The 17,036-nt window shown below is 67.3% G+C and carries 18 protein-coding genes; 10 read left to right on the forward strand and 8 right to left on the reverse strand.

The annotated features are described in order from the left end of the window. The first annotated feature begins 55 nt into the window (after nt 1-55). A complete protein-coding gene (locus ACFWFP_RS11150; RefSeq protein ID WP_379294585.1) occupies nt 56-847 on the forward strand; it encodes a GTP pyrophosphokinase family protein in 792 nt (263 codons plus the stop codon). 127 nt (nt 848-974) lie between these two features. Beyond that, nucleotides 975-2,528, forward strand: coding sequence for an FAD-binding oxidoreductase (locus ACFWFP_RS11155; RefSeq protein WP_379294586.1), 1,554 nt, complete (start codon nt 975-977; stop codon nt 2,526-2,528). Nucleotides 2,529-2,534: 6 nt separating this feature from the next. Here ACFWFP_RS11155 and ACFWFP_RS11160 read toward each other — a convergent pair whose 3' ends face one another. The 3 genes from ACFWFP_RS11160 to ACFWFP_RS11170 form a co-directional block, all read right to left on the reverse strand. After that, a complete protein-coding gene (locus ACFWFP_RS11160; RefSeq protein ID WP_379294587.1) occupies nt 2,535-3,350 on the reverse strand; it encodes a cyclase family protein in 816 nt (271 codons plus the stop codon). A gap of 92 nt (nt 3,351-3,442) precedes the next feature. Beyond that, nucleotides 3,443-4,720, reverse strand: coding sequence for an MFS transporter (locus ACFWFP_RS11165; protein WP_379294588.1), 1,278 nt, complete (start codon nt 4,718-4,720; stop codon nt 3,443-3,445). A 60-nt stretch (nt 4,721-4,780) separates the two neighbouring features. Continuing rightward, entirely contained in the window at nt 4,781-5,293 is a 513-nt protein-coding gene (locus ACFWFP_RS11170; RefSeq protein WP_379294589.1) for an Lrp/AsnC family transcriptional regulator, read from the reverse strand. A 120-nt stretch (nt 5,294-5,413) separates the two neighbouring features. On the opposite strand from ACFWFP_RS11170, the gene ald reads away from it, so the two are divergent. The 4 genes from ald (at nt 5,414) to ACFWFP_RS11190 (ending at nt 9,717) form a co-directional block, all read left to right on the forward strand. Next, nucleotides 5,414-6,517 carry an alanine dehydrogenase gene (gene ald, locus ACFWFP_RS11175; RefSeq protein WP_379294590.1) on the forward strand — a complete coding sequence of 368 codons (1,104 nt, stop codon included), beginning with the start codon at nt 5,414-5,416 and terminating at the stop codon, nt 6,515-6,517. Between the two features lie 52 nt (nt 6,518-6,569). Next, a complete protein-coding gene (locus ACFWFP_RS11180; protein ID WP_379294591.1) occupies nt 6,570-8,030 on the forward strand; it encodes a phospholipase D-like domain-containing protein in 1,461 nt (486 codons plus the stop codon). A 103-nt stretch (nt 8,031-8,133) separates the two neighbouring features. Beyond that, a complete protein-coding gene (locus ACFWFP_RS11185; protein ID WP_379294592.1) occupies nt 8,134-8,574 on the forward strand; it encodes a transcriptional regulator in 441 nt (146 codons plus the stop codon). A 78-nt stretch (nt 8,575-8,652) separates the two neighbouring features. Next, a complete protein-coding gene (locus ACFWFP_RS11190; protein ID WP_379294593.1) occupies nt 8,653-9,717 on the forward strand; it encodes a PQQ-dependent sugar dehydrogenase in 1,065 nt (354 codons plus the stop codon). Between the two features lie 34 nt (nt 9,718-9,751). Here the strand turns inward: ACFWFP_RS11190 and ACFWFP_RS11195 are convergent, their stop codons facing one another. After that, nucleotides 9,752-10,855, reverse strand: coding sequence for a metallophosphoesterase (locus ACFWFP_RS11195; protein ID WP_379294594.1), 1,104 nt, complete (start codon nt 10,853-10,855; stop codon nt 9,752-9,754). Between the two features lie 234 nt (nt 10,856-11,089). On the opposite strand from ACFWFP_RS11195, the gene ACFWFP_RS11200 reads away from it, so the two are divergent. Beyond that, nucleotides 11,090-11,785: a DUF2993 domain-containing protein gene (locus ACFWFP_RS11200; RefSeq protein WP_379294595.1), complete on the forward strand. Its 696-nt coding sequence runs from the start codon at nt 11,090-11,092 to the stop codon at nt 11,783-11,785. Nucleotides 11,786-11,824: 39 nt separating this feature from the next. Further along, nucleotides 11,825-13,123 carry a PE-PPE domain-containing protein gene (locus ACFWFP_RS11205; RefSeq protein ID WP_379294596.1) on the forward strand — a complete coding sequence of 433 codons (1,299 nt, stop codon included), beginning with the start codon at nt 11,825-11,827 and terminating at the stop codon, nt 13,121-13,123. Between the two features lie 49 nt (nt 13,124-13,172). Here ACFWFP_RS11205 and ACFWFP_RS11210 read toward each other — a convergent pair whose 3' ends face one another. Continuing rightward, nucleotides 13,173-13,739 carry a TetR/AcrR family transcriptional regulator gene (locus tag ACFWFP_RS11210; RefSeq protein WP_379294597.1) on the reverse strand — a complete coding sequence of 189 codons (567 nt, stop codon included), beginning with the start codon at nt 13,737-13,739 and terminating at the stop codon, nt 13,173-13,175. Nucleotides 13,740-13,828: 89 nt separating this feature from the next. On the opposite strand from ACFWFP_RS11210, the gene ACFWFP_RS11215 reads away from it, so the two are divergent. Further along, nucleotides 13,829-14,290 carry a PaaI family thioesterase gene (locus tag ACFWFP_RS11215; RefSeq protein WP_379295123.1) on the forward strand — a complete coding sequence of 154 codons (462 nt, stop codon included), beginning with the start codon at nt 13,829-13,831 and terminating at the stop codon, nt 14,288-14,290. Between the two features lie 45 nt (nt 14,291-14,335). Here the strand turns inward: ACFWFP_RS11215 and ACFWFP_RS11220 are convergent, their stop codons facing one another. Beyond that, entirely contained in the window at nt 14,336-15,406 is a 1,071-nt protein-coding gene (locus ACFWFP_RS11220) for a fatty acid desaturase family protein (RefSeq protein WP_379294598.1), read from the reverse strand. 258 nt (nt 15,407-15,664) lie between these two features. Here ACFWFP_RS11220 and ACFWFP_RS11225 point away from each other — a divergent pair, with 258 nt between their 5' ends. Further along, nucleotides 15,665-15,925 (forward strand): hypothetical protein, encoded by a 261-nt coding sequence (locus tag ACFWFP_RS11225; RefSeq protein ID WP_379294599.1) that lies wholly within the window; start codon nt 15,665-15,667, stop codon nt 15,923-15,925. 4 nt (nt 15,926-15,929) lie between these two features. Here ACFWFP_RS11225 and ACFWFP_RS11230 read toward each other — a convergent pair whose 3' ends face one another. After that, nucleotides 15,930-16,547 carry a hypothetical protein gene (locus ACFWFP_RS11230; RefSeq protein WP_379294600.1) on the reverse strand — a complete coding sequence of 206 codons (618 nt, stop codon included), beginning with the start codon at nt 16,545-16,547 and terminating at the stop codon, nt 15,930-15,932. Between the two features lie 75 nt (nt 16,548-16,622). Further along, nucleotides 16,623-17,036 (reverse strand): arsenate reductase ArsC, encoded by a 414-nt coding sequence (locus ACFWFP_RS11235; protein ID WP_379294601.1) that lies wholly within the window; start codon nt 17,034-17,036, stop codon nt 16,623-16,625.

Below are 17,036 nucleotides of genomic sequence, written 5' to 3' on the forward strand. Positions count from 1 at the left end.
GATGCCGCACGCACTGGCCGAGGTGTTCGCGGGAAGAACGGCACAATGGATATCGATGAAACAGTGGCAGCGCGACCCCAGCTCCGATGACGGCCCGCTCGGCGACGGAGGCCACGTCGGCATCGATGACCTGCGGATCCTCAGGGAGCAGTTCGTCGACTTCATGCTCGGCTACAAGTTCGCGATCGACGAGGTGACGACCAAGATCAACATCTTGCGCGAGGACTTCAACAACACCCACGAGTACAACCCCATCGAGCATGTGGGATCGCGGCTCAAGTCGCCCGAGAGTGTGCTCGAGAAGGTCCGCCGCAAGAACTACGCGATGAATCTGGCGGCGATCCGCGAGAACGTGCTCGATATCGCCGGGGTCAGAGTGGTGTGCAGCTTCATCTCCGATATCGGCACGATCCGGGACATGCTGGCCGGTCAGGAGGACATCACAGTCCTCGAAGAGCGCGACTACATCACTCACCGCAAGCCGAACGGCTACCAGAGCATGCACCTGATCGTGTCGATCCCGGTGTTCCGCTCCGACCGCACCGAGCGGATTCCGGTCGAGATCCAGATCCGCACGATCGCGATGGACTTCTGGGCCAGCCTCGAACACAAGATCTACTACAAGTACCGCGGCGAGGTCCCGCCGAACCTGCGCACCGACCTGGCCCAGGCCGCCGAGGTCGCCACCCAGCTCGACGAGAAGATGGAAGCCCTCCACCGCCAGGTCGACCGCAGCGCACCCCCGAAGACGAAGCCGACCACGGACTCCCTGGACCTCAGTGTGCTGTACAACAGCCTCACCGGTGGTCACCCCGTCTACCTGCGCCCCGCCGATCCGCCGGCCTGACGCCACCGGCTTGCCTCTCGACATCACAACCACGGCGACTGCACCGCATTTCCGCCGTCCGCGACCCGGGGATTCCGCTACTGTCCGAGCAGATCCTCGAACAACGTGGCGCGAAAGGAACCCGGTGGTGCTCTCCCGTCGACAGTTGATCGCCGCGGCCGCGGCCGGTGGCACAGCGGCCGCGCTCGGTATGCCCGTGAGCCGCGCCGAGGAGCGGGTGCTCGGCGCGGGTGAGTTCCAGTCGCTGGCCGCGCGGGGCTACAACCGGCGCTTCGTGGCCCGGCCCGCGAAGATCCTCGTGCCCACCAGCGCCGAGGAGGTTCGTCGCGCGGTCGCCGGGGCGGTGGCCGAGAACTCACCGATCGCGGCCCGCTCGGGCGGGCACTGCTTCGATGATTTCGTCGACAACGACCGGACCCGTTCGATCATCGACCTCGGTCGGATGAACGCGGTGTTCTGGGATGAGCGACACCGCGCGTTCTCCGTCGACGCCGGCGCCGACATCGGCACCGTCTACCACGCCTTGCACCGCTGGGGCGTCACGGTGCCGGGCGGGATCTGCCTCGGCGTGGGCATGGGCGGTCATGTCTGCGGTGGTGGCTATGGTCCGCTGTCTCGGCGGTTCGGCCTCGTCGCCGATCACCTGGCCGGGGTGGAAGTCGTCACCGTCGATGCCGAGGGCACGGCGAACCTCGTTGTCGCGACCGCGGATGGTCCCGACCGCGATCTGTGGTGGGCGCATACCGGTGGTGGCGGCGGCAATTTCGGTGTGGTGACCAGGTTTCTGCTCCGATCGCCCGGATCCGACGGCTCGGACCCGGCACACGCGCTACCGAAACCGCCGGGCAGCATGCTGAACGCGCGACTGATCCTGCCGGTCACGACCGAGGATTCGTTCGTCCGGTTGCTCACCAACTATCTCGGGTTCTTCGAACGCCACAGCGCGCCCGGTAATGACTTCGCCGGTCTCTACGCGCCGCTGATGATCCGGACGACCGGCACCGGCGCGGCCGAGATGCTGATCCTGTTCGATGCCGAAACACCTCGCGCGCGAACCCGTTTCGACGAATTCGTCGCCACGGTGAGCGACGGTGTGTTCCCGCCGCCCATTCTCACTCCGATCGCCCAGCTGTCCTACGCGGACACCGTGAACCAGGTGTATTACGCGAAGGGCGTGAACACCACGCGGGTCAAGGTGAAAGCCGCCTACCTGCGCACGGCGTACTCCCCCGAGCAGCTCCGAATCTTCTACCGATACATCACCGATCTCCGTTTCCTCGGTGAGTCCCAGCTGGAATTCCTGCCGTTCGGCGGCGCGATCAATGCCGTCGCCGGTGACGCGACGGCGATGCCCGCCCGGGATTCGTTCATGAAAATGCTGATCCACGCATCGTGGCGGCTGCCGTCCGACGACGACCGGTATGTGCGCTGGGCGCGCGAGATGTATCGCGACGTCCACGCCGAGACCGGTGGTGTTCCGGTGCCGAACGAGAACTACGGCGGCAGCTACATCAACTACCCGGACCCGGATCTGGCCGAAGCCGAGTGGAACACCTCCGGTCTGCCGTGGCACGCCTTCTACTACGGCGACAATTATCGGCGGCTGCTTCGAGTCAAGACGGCCGTGGACCCGGGAAATGTGTTCCAGCATCGACTGTCGATCGGTCGGCCGGACTGGTGACGGCGGTCAGGTGAGAGCGAGCACCCGGCACGGTCCGCCCGTGCCGCCCGCGTGTTTCGGTGCGCCGACGACGACGGTCGCGCCCGTCGCGGGCACCGCGGCGAGATTGGCGAGCATCTCCACCCCGTAACGGCCGGCACCGAGAAAGGCTGTGTGCGCACCGTATTCGGGGTCGGCACCGCAGTCCAGGCTGAGCGTATCGACGCCGGCACCGACGATCCCGCACTGCGCGACGAGGTATTGCGCGGCGTCGGCGGAGAATCCCGGCGCGTGCGGTGTGCCGCGCTCGTCGAGATTGAGGAAGGTCGACGGCCGATCGAGGCGCCGGTCCCAGCCGGAATACATCGCGACGAATGCCCGCTCCGGGATGTCACCGTGCCGCGACCGCCAACTGTCGATATCGGCGACGGTCACCACCGCGTCGGCGTCGACGGCGGCTTTGGCGCTGATATCGATGACGACCAGCGGTGCGACGAGATCGTCGACGGCGAGGGCCTCGGTGGTGGTGGCGCCGGGGATCCGATGGGCGGGCGCGTCGAGATGGGTTCCGGTGTGCTCCCAGTACCCGAGCGCGAACTGCCCGAATCCACCCGACTCGTGCCAGGCCACCGGGACCATCACCATCGGCGGATTACCCGGCCACACCGGCAGTTGCGGCGTGAGCGTGTGCGTGAGGTCGACGACGCCGGATCGCGGTGCGGCGACGGCAGGGGCGGGTGCCACCGCGGCCACCGCGGCGAGGCCCGCGAGACCGAGCACCGCCCGCCGACTCGGCTGCGGTGCACTCTCGTGGGCGAGACGAACGATCTCCGGCGAGCACATCGGACTCAAGATAGCCGAGCGAACCCGATATGGCGTCTGATCGGCGCCGATGCCGAGACCGGGATTTTCCCCGACCAGGTGGACCCGCCGGACTACCGGACGACGCTGCGGTCCCCGCCGTGTCGCGCACCGTCGGTCGGCGCGAGGGCTCGGTGCAGGCCGGCGGGGCCGAGACCCCGCGACAGCCCGAGAATCATCGCGGCGCAGCCGAGTCCGGAGAGAAGCAGGCCGGTGGCGAAGAGCGTGGGATATCCGGCCAGGTCGCCGATGAGACCCGCGGCCATCCCGGCCACGCCTTGGACGACGACGATCGCGCAGGCGAGCAGGGTGTAGTCGCTGCCCGCGTGGTCGGGTTCGGAGGCGTCCATCATGAGCGCGAAGACGGCGACGGTGGCGGCACCGCCGAAGACGTGCTCGGCGAGACTCGCCGCGACGAGCAGCTCGAAGCCACCGAAGCCGAGGGAGGCGAACAGGTACAGCGCGATGCTCGCGGTCTGGGTGACACCGCCGATCAGCAGCGCCCGCCGACGGCCGTAGCGGTAGGCCAGCCAGCCGCCCATCCCCGCGCCGGCCAGCGCACCCGCCGAGGACAGGACGCCTTTGATCAGCGCGATCTCACCGAGGTCGAGTCCGGCGTCGGACAGGAACGGACCGGTGAGCGCCGCGGCCATCGAGTCACCGAATTTGAAGGCGCCGATCAACGCGATGAAGGCGAGAATGCCGGGGCGACGCAATCGGGTCAACCAGGCGCCGAGCAACCGCGCGGGCGGCGGCGAGGGCAGCCGATCCGCGACCCGCTCGCGCATCAGCCACACCGGCACCGTGGTGAGCACGATCAACCCCGCCATGGCCAGGAACAGCGCCCGCCACCCCGCCAGCGCGAACAACCACAGCAGGGCGCCACCGCCGACGATCATCCCGACGCGATAGGCACCGACCTGGATCCCGTTACCGAGCCCACGCTCACGCGGCCCGAGCAGCCGCACGGCCAAACCGTCGGTCGCCACGTCCTGGGTGGCCGACAGCAGGTTCACCACCACGATGCCCGCGAACAGCCACCGCAGCGAGGACGACAGATCCAGGCAGGCCAGCACCATCGCGACCGCGGCCGACAGCAGTTGCAACACCAGCAGCCAGGTGCGCCGGGTGCCGTAGCGATCGACGTAGGGCGCCCAGAGGAACTTCAGCGCCCACGGCAGGAACAGCACACCCGAGGCACTGATCGCCACCAGCGAATACCCCGATTCGCGCAACACCACCGGCAGCGCCTGGGTGAAGAAGCCGAACGGCAGCCCTTGCGCGAAATACAGCGACGACAACAGAACCAGCGTGCCTGCCGTGATCACACCCGGTCGGGTGGCGGTGCTCATGGGCACATCGTCGCAGAGAGTCCGCGCGGACACAGTGGACGGGCTCGGCGTGATCCGATCTCAGCGGGTGGGCTGTGGGCTGCGAAGGTGTTCGAAGACCAAACTTGTCTCGGTCGAGGCGAATTCGCGGGTCGCGCTGAGCTCCTGGGTGACGAACTCGCGCAACGCGTCCGGTGAGGCCGCCGATACCTGGATCAGGAAGTCGACCGTCCCGGCGAGGAAGTACACGTTCACCACGCCCGGCAGCGCGGCGAGCTTGGCACTGAGCTCACCGATTCGCGCCCGCGCCGCCGGTTGGACCTGGACCGAGATCATCGCCTGCAGGGGCAGCCCCAGCGCCTCCGGGGCGATGTCGGTGTAGAAGCCGCGGATCGCACCGAGTTCGCGGAGCCTGCGTAGCCGCAGCGAACAGGTCGACGCGGCGATACCCACCCGTGCCGCCAGGACATTGTTGGGTACGCGCGCGTCCTCGGCGAGTTCGGCGAGCAGCTGACGATCGATGTCGTCGAGGCTCGACGGCGACCCCCGGAACGGCTGCACGGGGTGCGGTCGGTGTTGCTGTCGCGACGCCATCACCGCAGGATACTCAGCTTCGGCAGGCAATTCCGTCGATTGTGCAGGTGTTATCGCTGATTGCCGCGTTTATCTCCGATGCTGCTGTCAGAACCCGAATATCCTCGAGGAGTAACTTCCATGCGCATCGGTGTCCCCAAAGAAGTCAAGAACAACGAATTTCGTGTAGCGATCACGCCGATCGGCGTGCACGAGCTGGTGTCGAACGGTCATCACGTGATCGTCGAAGCCGGGGCCGGAGTGGGATCGTCGATTCCCGATTCGGAATACCTCGCGGCCGGAGCACAGATCCTCGCCGCGGCCGACGACGTCTGGGCCGGGGCGGAGCTGGTGTTGAAGGTCAAAGAACCGATCGCGCAGGAGTATCACCGCTTGCGCGAAGGACTCGTCCTGTTCACCTTTCTGCATCTGGCGGCAGACCGGCCGTTGACCGAACAGCTACTGGCGCAACGGGTTACGGCCATCGCCTACGAGACCGTGCAGCTGCCGTCCGGTGTGCTGCCGTTGCTCTATCCGATGTCGGAGGTCGCGGGCTGTCTGGCGCCACAGGTCGGCGCGCACGCGCTGATGAAGCCCTACGGTGGTCGCGGGGTGCTGCTCGGTGGTGTCGGCGGGGTGGACCAGGCCGAGGTGGTCATCATCGGGGCAGGCGTCGCGGGCCAGAACGCGGCCAACATCGCCTTGGGTATGGGCGCGCACGTGACATTGCTCGACACCGACCTCGACAAGTTGCGGATGTCGTTCTGGCGCTACAACAACCGTGTGCGCGGCCTGGCGTCGTCGAAGCTGGCGATCGCGGAGCAGGTCCGCGCGGCGGACATGGTGATCGGCGCTGTGCTGATCCCCGGCGCCGCCGCCCCGAAGCTGGTGAGCAACGACCTCGTCGCGCAGATGAAACCGGGTTCGGTGCTAGTCGATATCGCAGTCGACCAGGGCGGCTGCTTCGCGGACACCCACCCGACCACCCACGCGGAACCGACCTATCCGGTGCACGAATCGACGTTCTACTGCGTGGCGAACATGCCGGGCTCCGTACCGCACACCTCGACCTACGCACTCACCAACGCCACCCTGCCCTATGTGGTGGCCTTGGCCGACAACGGCTGGGAACGTGCCTGCGCGCAGGATCGCAGTCTCGCGCTGGGCCTGAACACCCACGCGGGCACCCTCACCAACGCCGCAGTCGCCGCGGCCCACGACCTGGGGGACCACGCAGTAGTGTGAATCGTTCACCTGCGGGGACGGGTGGCCGGACGGACGAAAGAACTGACTACCCATGCGCGACGAGCAACCGATCCTGTCTCCCGGCGAAACCTGCTGGCAGATCGCCGAGGCGGATCGGCTGGCCTGCATCGTCGATGCGGCCGACTACTTCCGCCATGCCAAGTCGGCGATGTTGCAAGCCCGCCAGCGCATCGTGCTGATCGGCTGGGATTTCGACACCCGGATAAAATTCGAACCACACGGGAAAACCCTCGAAGGACCCGATCGGCTGGGCGCATTCCTGTCCTGGCTGCCACGGCATCGACCGGACCTCGAGATCTATCTGCTGAAGTGGAACATCGGCGCGTTTACGGCGATGAGCCGCGGGATGACCCCGATCTTCATCGTCAACTGGCTGACCGACCGCAGGCTGCACTTCGAAATGGACGCCGCGCACCCGATCGGGTCGGCACATCATCAAAAGATCGTGGTGATCGATGACCGCCTCGCGTTCTGCGGCGGCATCGACATGACGGTCGATCGCTGGGACACCAGCGACCACCGCGACGACAACGGTTTCCGCACCGCGCCGAACGGCAACAGCTACGGTCCCTGGCACGATGCGACCACCGCTGTCGACGGGGACGCGGCGAAGGCCATCGGTGAGTTGGCTCGGGCGAGGTGGAAAGCGGCCACCGGCCGGGAACTGGACGCGGTCGGTGAGATCGCCGGGGACACCCCGTGGCCCGAAGGTCTGGAGCCGACGATGCGGTCCGTCGATGTCGGTATCGCGCGCACTCTGCCCGAACTCGCCGATCGCGCCGAAGTTCGCGAGATCGAGGCGCTGTATCTGGCGGCGATCGCGGGCGCCACCAGGTGCCTCTATATCGAGAGCCAGTACCTCGCCTCCCGCACCCTCGCCGAGGCGATCGCGGCCCGCCTGCGCGAGCCGAACGGCCCGGAGGTCGTGTTGGTGCTCCCCCGCAACGCCGACGGCTGGCTCGAGCAGCAGGCCATGGACGGTGCCCGGCGCCGCCTGCTGCACCTGCTGTGGGAGGCCGACATCGAGAATCGGTTCGCTGTCTACTACCCCGTCACCGCCGCCGGTGCGCCCATCTACGTCCATGCCAAGGTGCTGGTGATGGACGACCGTCTGCTGCGGGTGGGATCGTCGAATCTCAACAATCGTTCGATGGGATTCGACACCGAGTGCGATCTGGCCGTCGAGGTCACTGGCGCCACCGCCGACGGTGAGCTCCTGCGCGACACCATCCTCGGCATCCGGCGCAAGCTGCTCTGCGAACATCTCGATACCGACCCCGCGAAGTTCGACGCCACGCTCGCCGAGACCTCCTCGCTCGTGCGCACCGTCGAGGCATTGCGCGGCGACGGCCGGACCCTGAGGCGATTCGAACCCGAGACCGTCGAGAACGAGGACAGTCCCCTGGCCGAGAACGACTTGATGGATCCCGAGCGAACCCCGACGAGACTGTGGGACAGCCTGTTTCCGGGCACCGGGCGACGCCGCGGCTGATCGACCGTAGTCAGCGATCGAGCGGATTCAGCGCGATGGCGATCGGCATTCCCGACCGCCACAGTGTCGCCGCTGTCGAGCGTGGTCAGACGCGCGCGCGGGCGTGGTCGAACGGCGGCTGACCGGCGAGGGCAGCGTGGTCGAGTATGCCCTGACGCCGTGGGGTGCCGAGCTGCGCCGGCCGATCGAGGGCCTGATTCGCTGGTCCACCCCGTTGATGGTTCGCGGTCCCGCCGACGGCGACGCCTTCCGCCCCGGGCGGCTCGCCCTCGCCGTCCCCGCCCTGCTCGACGCCCGGGTCGAGGTTCGTCCCTCGGCGACGATCGGCCTCGAGATCGGCGACTCGCTGTTCCAGCTCCGCGCGTCGCGCTCGGGCTTCGAGGTCGGCCCGCACGACGGCTGCCCACTCGACGCCACGGTGCGCGCTGACCCCGGCTACCTTCTCGGCCTCGCCGCAGGCGCGATCACTCTCGGCGATGCCCTCGCACTCGGGCTGGTCGCGATCGAGGGCGACGAGGCTGTTGTTCGCACGGTCTTCGCCTGATGAGGTACGGTTCCACCGGCTTCGGCGGGCTCGGCGACATCTGGCCGGTGATCGACGAGCGGGTTTAGTCTCGAAGACATGGAGTTCCGCACCAGAGCGTTTCTCGTGGCGTCCGGCTTGGCCATCGGTCTGATGTGCGGCTGCGCCCCCGGCGAGCGGTCCGAGCAGGCAACCACCCGGACGGGCGTATCCGGCGGCGACTCCACCGTCACCGAGGAGCTCGACGCCCCGTGGTCGATCGCCTTCCACGGCTCCACCGCACTGGTGAGTGAACGCGACAGCGGCCGCATCCTCGAAATCGGTCCCGACGGAACGCAATACGAGGTGGGGGTCATCGATGATGTCGAGCCGTCCGGCGAGGGCGGGCTGCTCGGCATCGCGGTGCGCGAGGGACACCTGTTCGCCTATTACACCACCGCCGATGACAATCGCATCGAACGATTCAACCTCACCGGACCGCCCGGCAACCTTGAATTGAGCGGCGGCACACCGATTCTCACCGGCCTGCCCGCAGCCACCAACCACAACGGTGGCCGGATCGCCTTCGGACCCGACGGAATGCTGTATGCCACGGTCGGCGACGCGGGCAACCGCACGACGGCCCAGGATCGGGCGTCCCTCGGTGGAAAGATCCTGCGCATGACACCGGACGGGCGGGCACCCGCCGACAACCCCACCCCGGGATCACTCGTCTACAGCTACGGCCACCGGAACCCGCAGGGCCTCACCTGGGCCCCGGACGGGCGCATGTTCGCCAGCGAATTCGGCCAGAACACCTGGGACGAACTCAATCTCATCGAACCCGGCGGCAATTACGGGTGGCCCGAGGTCGAAGGCATCGCCGGGCGGGCCGGTTTCATCGACCCTGTTCAGCAGTGGAAACCGTCCGAGGCCAGCCCGAGCGGGATGACGAATATCGACGGGTTCGTCTACCTCGCGAATCTGCGCGGTGAGCGACTACGCCGCATCCCGCTCGACGACCTCGCCCACTCGACCGAGCTCCTCGTCGGCGAGTACGGGCGCCTTCGCGATGTCGCCGTCGCGCCGGACAGGTCGCTGTGGCTGCTGACGAACAACACCGACGGCCGCGGCGACCCTGCCGCCGGAGACGACCGCGTCGTCCGGCTCGGACTCGACAACTGAACGCCGCCCGCGAAACACACTGTGCCGCAGGCGTTCACCGCTGCGGATGCAGGACCAGCACGGTGATCTCGCTCGGTGCGAACACCCGCATCGGCGGACCCCAGTAACCGGTGCCGCGGCTGGTGTAGAGCTGGGTGTCCGCGTGCCTGCTCAGCCCTGAGACGACCGGCTGATCGAGTCGGACCAGGTAGTGGAACGGCCAGATCTGACCGCCGTGGGTGTGTCCGGAGATCTGCAGTTCCACCCCGGCCGCGGAACTGTCAGTGACCTGTTTGGGCTGGTGGGCCAGCAAAACGACCGGCAGAGCGGGGTCGGTGCCCGCGAGCGCGGCGGGCAGGTCGGGCCCGTGGCCGGGCACATCGGCGGTGGGGTCGTCGATACCGGCGACAACCAACCGATCACCGTCGCGGTCGACGGTCCGGTGCGCGTTGTGCAGCGGCTGCCAGCCGATGCCTGCCATGTAGTCGATCCAGCTCTGGGCGTCGTCGAGGTACTCGTGATTGCCGGTGATGTAGAACCGGCCGAGCGGGGCTCGGACATCGGCGAGCGGGGCGACCTGATCGCGGCGCCGCTCCACCGAACCGTCGACGAGATCCCCGGCCAGACCCACGATGTCGGGCCGCTGCGCATTCACCACCTCGACAACCTCTCGCGACCATCCCTCCCGGTCGATCGCGGCGAAGTGGGTATCGGTGAGCACCACGACCCGCAGCCCGTCGAGTCCGTCGGCCAAACCCGGTATCGCGACGTCGACGGTCCGAACCTGCGGCACCCGCCGCGCCTCGTACACCCCGTACCCGGTGAGCACCACCGACACCACCACCACGCCCAGCGCCACCCCCTGGGTCACGCGCATCCCGGTGACCCCGGCAACACGCAGCGCGCCCCGGACAAGCGACCCGATCACCGACCAGACGAACACCACCCACAACACCCCGAGCAGAACATCGCCCACCACCGCCGCCGGGTCGAACTGCGGCGGCCCGTGCCCGAGGAACATCGCGACGGGCAGACCCACGAAACCAGCCACACAGACCCCGGTCCCGACCCGATACCGCAACCCACTGCGCCCGGTCGGCGCGGCAACCAGCACCCACCACGGCACCGCGAACATCACCGCCACAACCAGCACGATCACTATCAGAAGTACAGCGGAGCTCACGAGGTCCCGTTCCACCCAGGGCCACCCCGTCCGGGCAGCACGCCACACGAGATCATTTCAGTTCGGGTCGTCGCGTCCGGCAGCACGGTCATCCGAACCCGTGAGGGTGAACACGGCAGCCAACCACGGTAGACGGATGTCTGGCGGGTCGGGGGCGGCGTTCGGGTGCGATCCACAGCATGATGGGGGGATGGCCGAGATGGTGAATGTATGCGTGCCCTGCTGATTCTGATCGTTGTGCTGGCGATCGGGCTGGTCGTGGGCGATCGGGTCGCGGTGGTGGTGGCGCAGAACGAGATCGGACGTCAGGTTGCCGCCGAGTACGAGCTTCCGAAGCGACCGAGTGTCGAGATATCCGGGTTTCCGTTCCTGACCCAGGCCGTCGCCGGCACCTATCACGACATCGACATCCGGATCGGCGACTGGAGTGGGCAGAATATTTCGGTCCATGACCTCGATGTCGCGCTGACCGATGTCTCCGCGCCGCTGACCGACCTGATCAACAACCGCACATCCAATCTTGTCGCGGCTACGGCGACCGCGACCGCGGTGGTCCCCTACGACGTCGTGCTGGGTTTCGCGCCGGCGGGCGTGGAGTCGATCTCCGACAGTCCGCAAGGCCTGCGCGCCACCGGGACGTTCTCGGTGGCGGGGATCTCGGTGCCTGCGACAGTTTTCGTCACCGTCGCACCGACCGAGGCCGGCATCGAGGTCACCCCGGTCTCGGTCCAGGCGGCGGCAGGCGGACCGACGATCTCGCTGGCATTGCTGCGCCAATCCCTGACCTTCGTCGTGCCGCTGCAAGCGCTGCCGCTCGGTGCGCGCCTGACCGCCATCCAGCCGGGCGCCGATGGTCTGCACGCGACCGCCGTCGCCCACGACGTACGTTTCGACGATCTTCCGTGACTGTTCGTCTCGCACTTCCTCCGATCGAAGGGGTAGTCAATGATGCAGGCGTCGAACAAGCGAGTTGCCCGAACATCGGTCCGCGACGGCGCGTCCGTGGCGGTGCTGGCGGCGCTGGGCGTGAGTTGGGTCAAGGCACAGGTTTTCGGCACGGTGGCCTTGGCGACGACGGCGCTGATCGTTCCGGGAACCGGCACCAGTGACCCCGCGGTGGCGCACAACTTCGAAAGCAACGCGTACCAGAACTTCATCGATCCCGGCGCGAGCGGCTGCACCGACAACGAGTGTCCCGGCGTGGCTTTCGTTCCTGTCCCGTACGACGCGGCGTTGTGGCCCGTCATCACGTCGAAAGGCCCGCACGCCTCGTCGGCGAAGTGGGACGCCTCGGTGGTCGACGGTGTGACGAACCTCGACACGATCGCCACGCGGGCCATGGATTCGAATCCGGCCGGCGCCATCGTCATCTTCGGATATTCGCAGGGCGCGACAGTGGCCAGTGCACAGAAGTCCGTTTCGGCCGACCTGTCGCAGGCGGACAAGGATCGACTGTCGTTCGTGCTCATCGCGAATCCGAACCGTCCCAACGGGGGGATCATCGAACGGCCGGTGCGTTTCGGTCGTCTCCCGATCGCCGACATCAGCTTCGGCCCGCCCACCCCCACCGATACCGGCATCCGGACAACGGATATCGCGATGCAGTACGACGGCATCTCGGACTTTCCGGCGTATCCACTCAATGTGCTCGCCGACGCGAATGCCGTGCTGGGCACGCTCCTGATCCATCCGTCCTACCTGCAACCCAAGGGCAACGGAGCGGGCAGCCAACCCAAGGCGGGCGCGGCCATCTACGGATATCCGGACCGCTCCGGCTACCTCGCGCAACAGAACTGCGCCGTACACCCGGAGAACTGCCAGAACCACGGCGACACGACCTACATCTCCTTGCCCAACCCGGAGGGAACGCTGCCGCTGCTGTATCCGCTGCGTGCACTCGGGAAACACACCGACCACTCAGCGCTGACCGAGCCCGCAGCCGCGCTGATCGAACCCGCGCTGCGGGTGCTGATCGAAACGGGATATGACCGCACGGACTATTCGGCACCCACACCATTGCGGTTCGACCAGCCACTGAACCCGGAGAAGACCGCCCAGGTGCCGGTCGATCTGCCCCTCGCCGTCGCGCAGGGCATCGACGACGCCGCGGCGGTGAGGGAGAACCCGGCACACCACGCGCACCGAACGCTCCCGCTGGAGTCGGTACTGGCCAACGCCGAAGATCTATTACCTCCGAACCCGGCGATGCCCCTCGTCCGCGCGCTACTCGCACCGTTGGGCTAGCACCAGCGGACTCGGGGTCTGCGCCGATCCGGTAGGTGCGCAGAACTGTTCAGAGTTCGAGAAGTCTGACCAGATGGGTACCCGCGTCATCGAGCGGCTGAAGAGATTTCTCGCTGCGACACCGAATGATCGCGCCTTCGATCGTGCTGACAATGACGCTACTGACCGACGCTGCCACTGCGGATTCCCTGCCCGCCGAGATCAGGACATCGGCCAGTCGACGGGTCCAGTCGGCGAAAACAGTGGCCGACGCCGCTTGGACGGTCGGCGAGTCGGGGCCGCTCTGCGCGGCAGCCACGATCGGGCAGCCGGCGGTGAACGACGACTTCTCGAGGAGCCGCTTCCAGAATTCCACCAGTCCGAGAACGACCTCTGCCGGTGACGACGACTCGGCGATCAGCGCGTCGATCGTCGCACTGATCTGCTGCCCGGCATGCAGGGTCGCCTGCTCCATGAGTTCGCTCTTTCCGCCGGGAAAGTGGAGATATATCGAGCCTCGGGCGGTCTTGCTGTGGGCGAGTAGCTCCGTCAGGCCCGTTGCGGCGACTCCGTGTTCGCGCATCATGACAATCGCGCTGCGGATGAGGCGTTCTCGTGGCCCCGCCACTGTGTTCATCGGCAACCCTTCCGCAATAGACCGATCAGTTCATCGTACGGTATCGTCATCGGCGCTAGAACGATCGGTCTATCACTGGAGAGGGCATGATGACCACCGCAACGCACAACCCCGGAACGCCGGATTTCGCCACGATGACCGGGCTCGAACTGCTGCGCGCGGCGACCGCGATGCCTGATCGGGCCGGCATCGGCACGCTGCTCGGGATGACGGTCGAGGAACTGGAGTTCGGGCGGGTGTCGTTCAGCCTCGTCACGCGCCCCGATTTCGCGAACCCGCTCGGCACCACCCACGGCGGCATCTGTGCGACCTTGCTGGACTCGGTGATGGGGTGCGCGGTTCATACCGCACTGGATGCGGGCGTCGGATACGGCACGTTGGAGCTGAAGGTCAACTACATCCGCTCCGTTGCGACCGACGGCCGCCGCCTCACCGGCACCGGCACGACGCTGCACGTCGGCCGCACCACGGCCACGGCCGAAGGCAAGGTGTTCGACGAAGCAGGCAAACTCGTCGCCCACGCCACCACCACCTGCATCATTCATCGCTGACGTCAGCCGCGTCGGTCCCGACCACACGCGTGGCCGGGACCGTGTTCAGGTGTCGCGTCGGGGAACTTCGCCCGCGGCACGCAGAGGCGCGCCGACGTGGTGCAGGTGGGTCAGCGCCTCGCGGTACGAGGCGATCAGCCCGGTCTCGTGGTACGGCACGCCGATTTCGGCGCAGTAATCGCGGACGATCACCTGGGCATGACGCAGGTTCGGCGTCGGCATGCTCGGAAACAGGTGATGTTCGATCTGATAGTTGAGCCCGCCGAGGGCGAAGTCGGTCACCACACCGCCGCGCACATTGCGGGAGGTCAGTACCTGGCGACGGAGGTAGTCGGGCCGGTCGTCACCGGTCAAGGTCGGCATGCCCTTGTGGTTGGGGGCGAAGATGCAGCCCATGTACAGGCCGAACAAGCCCTGATGGACGGCGAGGAACACGAGCGCTTTGTCGGCGGGCAGGACCGCGAACAGCGCCGCCAGGTAGAGGGCGAAGTGACCGAACAGCAGCGCGCCCTCCCAGCCGCGGTGCTTGACCGAGCGATTCGCGAGCGCCCGGACGCCGGCCAGGTGCAGGTTGAGGCCCTCCAGCAACAGCAGGGGAAAGAACAGGAACGCCTGCGCCCGTCCGACGAGACGCGGCAGGCCGCGACTGGAGCGTGCCTGCTGCTGTGACCAGACCAGGATGTCGGGCGCGACATCGGGGTCGAGTTCCTCGTGGTTCGGGTTGGCGTGATGGCGGGTGTGCTTGTCCTGCCACCAGCCGTAGCCGAGGCCGATGCCCGCGTTGCCCGCGATCCTTCCCACGAGCTCCGTGGGCCGTCGCAGCCGGAAGACTTGCCGGTGGGCGACATCGTGCATCACCAGCGCGACCTGCGCGAACGTCACCGCCATGAACGCCGCGACCAGCAGGGTCCACCACGAGTCGCCGACCAGAACGAACGCGGCCCAGCCCCCCGCGAACGCGGTCCCGACGAGGCCCAGCCGCACCGCGTAGTACACGGGACGCCGGCGCATCAGCCCCGCGTCGGAGATTCTGCGCAACAGACGGGCGTAATCGCCGTCCGCGCCGCGCCGCGGCGACCGGGGAGATGACTCGGGGACCAGAGCAGGTGTCGTCATCTCCCGAAGCTATCGACGGAATTCTCGTCGGCCGTAATCCCTTGGTATGAGATCGAATCCGACTGCGGGGTGATATTCCGAACGCTACCGCGCACCGGTGCGGCCGATCGGTGACCCACGAACTCCACCGCGCCGCCCGAGCGGACGGCGCGGATTCGAGGGTTCAACCGTGACGCCGGCGGGTAAAGAAGGTTCGACACCGTTCGCTAATCCGGCGAACGGGACGTCCTGGCGGACGTTCACAGGGTGGAGAACAGCTTGCTGAAATTGATCGAGCTCATACGGAGACCGGTACAGGCGACAGTCCCGGCCGAGCCCCCGACCGCGGCCGGGTCGCTCCGGGCGGGCGACATCGTGCTCACCGCCAAGCGCAGCTACCGGGTGGTCAGCACGAGCTTCGCCGACGACGCGCGTCGCGCGGGCCGAGTGGTCGCCGACACCGTCGACCTGGTCACCGGGCGTCTGCGCGTGCTCGACTTCCCGAGCGCCGACACGATGGTCACCGTCAAAACGGCCTAGCCCGTCATACCGGCCGATGCCGGGCATCGGTGGGGTACGGCTGTCGCGGAGCGGAGTACCCGCCGGTAGCGGGAACCTCGTCCTCGGTCACGCGACGCTGTTCGACGCTCCGCGCGCGTTCCGCGAGCGCGATGTCTCGGGTGCTGAGCACCGACAGGCGGCCCAGCGAGCTCGCGGCGAAGAACAGGATCAGCGCGCCGAGTCCGTAGAAGTACGTCAGCTGCAGCAGCGCGCGCTTCAGATCCGATGTGGCGACCGGTTCGCCGATGTCCCCGAGACGCAGCAGGTCGGCCAGGAACGGCCCGATCACGAACCACGCGCCCGCCGCCACCGACAACCAGCCACCGAAACTCGCGACCACCCGGTTCCTGCTCATCAGCATGAGCAGCCCGCCGACGATCGCGACGACGCCGGGCAGGACCTGTAGCCAGCCCCGTGCCGAGGTCCACACCCACGCCTCGTCGGGGGTGTACGCGAAATCGAAGTACGGCCCGACGAACGGGATGAGTGCGCCCCAGATCCCGAGGAGCAGCACCGCGAGCCCGCCCAGCGCGCCCCGGCTACGCGCGATGCGCATGCGCCCGCCGTTCCCGGTCGAGACTTTCTCGTCGTGACTCACCATGACGCCTCCCATCATCGAGAGCAGAAGTACGAACCGCTTACCCCGACCGGGACCGAATACGCACGGGCGCCGAAATCAGCGCATGGTCTGTGGCAACAACTCCCCGATCAGAGCCCGCACGCGGGACTCGATCTCGTCGCGAATCGGGCGGACCGCATCGACACCCTTGCCCGCGGGGTCTTCCAGGACCCAATCGCGGTAACTCACGCCGGGATACCAGGGACAGGTATCGCCGCAGCCCATGGTGATGACGACATCGGAGGTTTCCACCGCGTCGGCGGTGAGGATCTTCGGGCTCTGGTCGGCGATATCGATGCCGAGTTCGGCCATCGCGGCGACCGCGGACGGATTGATCGTCTCGGCGGGCGCGCTCCCCGCCGATCGGACCTCGATCGCGTCACCGGCGAAATGGGCGAGGAATCCGGCGGCCATCTGGGAGCGGCCCGCGTTGTGGACACAGACGAACAACACACTGGGCTTGGTTGTCAT

This window comes from Nocardia sp. NPDC060249 (assembly GCF_042728755.1).
In the GTDB taxonomy this organism is placed as follows: Bacteria; Actinomycetota; Actinomycetes; order Mycobacteriales; family Mycobacteriaceae; genus Nocardia.

Coding starts and splice junctions, on each gene's coding strand:
- ACFWFP_RS11190 (WP_379294593.1), top strand. CDS start 8,653: ATGGAGTTCCGCACCAGAGCGTTTCTCGTGGCGTCCGGCTTGGCCATC.
- ACFWFP_RS11230 (WP_379294600.1), bottom strand. CDS start 16,547: ATGGTGAGTCACGACGAGAAAGTCTCGACCGGGAACGGCGGGCGCATG.
- ACFWFP_RS11220 (WP_379294598.1), bottom strand. CDS start 15,406: ATGACGACACCTGCTCTGGTCCCCGAGTCATCTCCCCGGTCGCCGCGG.
- ACFWFP_RS11200 (WP_379294595.1), top strand. CDS start 11,090: ATGCGTGCCCTGCTGATTCTGATCGTTGTGCTGGCGATCGGGCTGGTC.
- ACFWFP_RS11215 (WP_379295123.1), top strand. CDS start 13,829: ATGACCACCGCAACGCACAACCCCGGAACGCCGGATTTCGCCACGATG.
- ACFWFP_RS11235 (WP_379294601.1), bottom strand. CDS start 17,036: ATGACAACCAAGCCCAGTGTGTTGTTCGTCTGTGTCCACAACGCGGGC.
- ACFWFP_RS11210 (WP_379294597.1), bottom strand. CDS start 13,739: ATGAACACAGTGGCGGGGCCACGAGAACGCCTCATCCGCAGCGCGATT.
- ACFWFP_RS11170 (WP_379294589.1), bottom strand. CDS start 5,293: ATGGCGTCGCGACAGCAACACCGACCGCACCCCGTGCAGCCGTTCCGG.
- ACFWFP_RS11150 (WP_379294585.1), top strand. CDS start 56: ATGAAACAGTGGCAGCGCGACCCCAGCTCCGATGACGGCCCGCTCGGC.
- ACFWFP_RS11165 (WP_379294588.1), bottom strand. CDS start 4,720: ATGAGCACCGCCACCCGACCGGGTGTGATCACGGCAGGCACGCTGGTT.
- ACFWFP_RS11205 (WP_379294596.1), top strand. CDS start 11,825: ATGATGCAGGCGTCGAACAAGCGAGTTGCCCGAACATCGGTCCGCGAC.
- ACFWFP_RS11180 (WP_379294591.1), top strand. CDS start 6,570: ATGCGCGACGAGCAACCGATCCTGTCTCCCGGCGAAACCTGCTGGCAG.
- ald (WP_379294590.1), top strand. CDS start 5,414: ATGCGCATCGGTGTCCCCAAAGAAGTCAAGAACAACGAATTTCGTGTA.
- ACFWFP_RS11160 (WP_379294587.1), bottom strand. CDS start 3,350: ATGTGCTCGCCGGAGATCGTTCGTCTCGCCCACGAGAGTGCACCGCAG.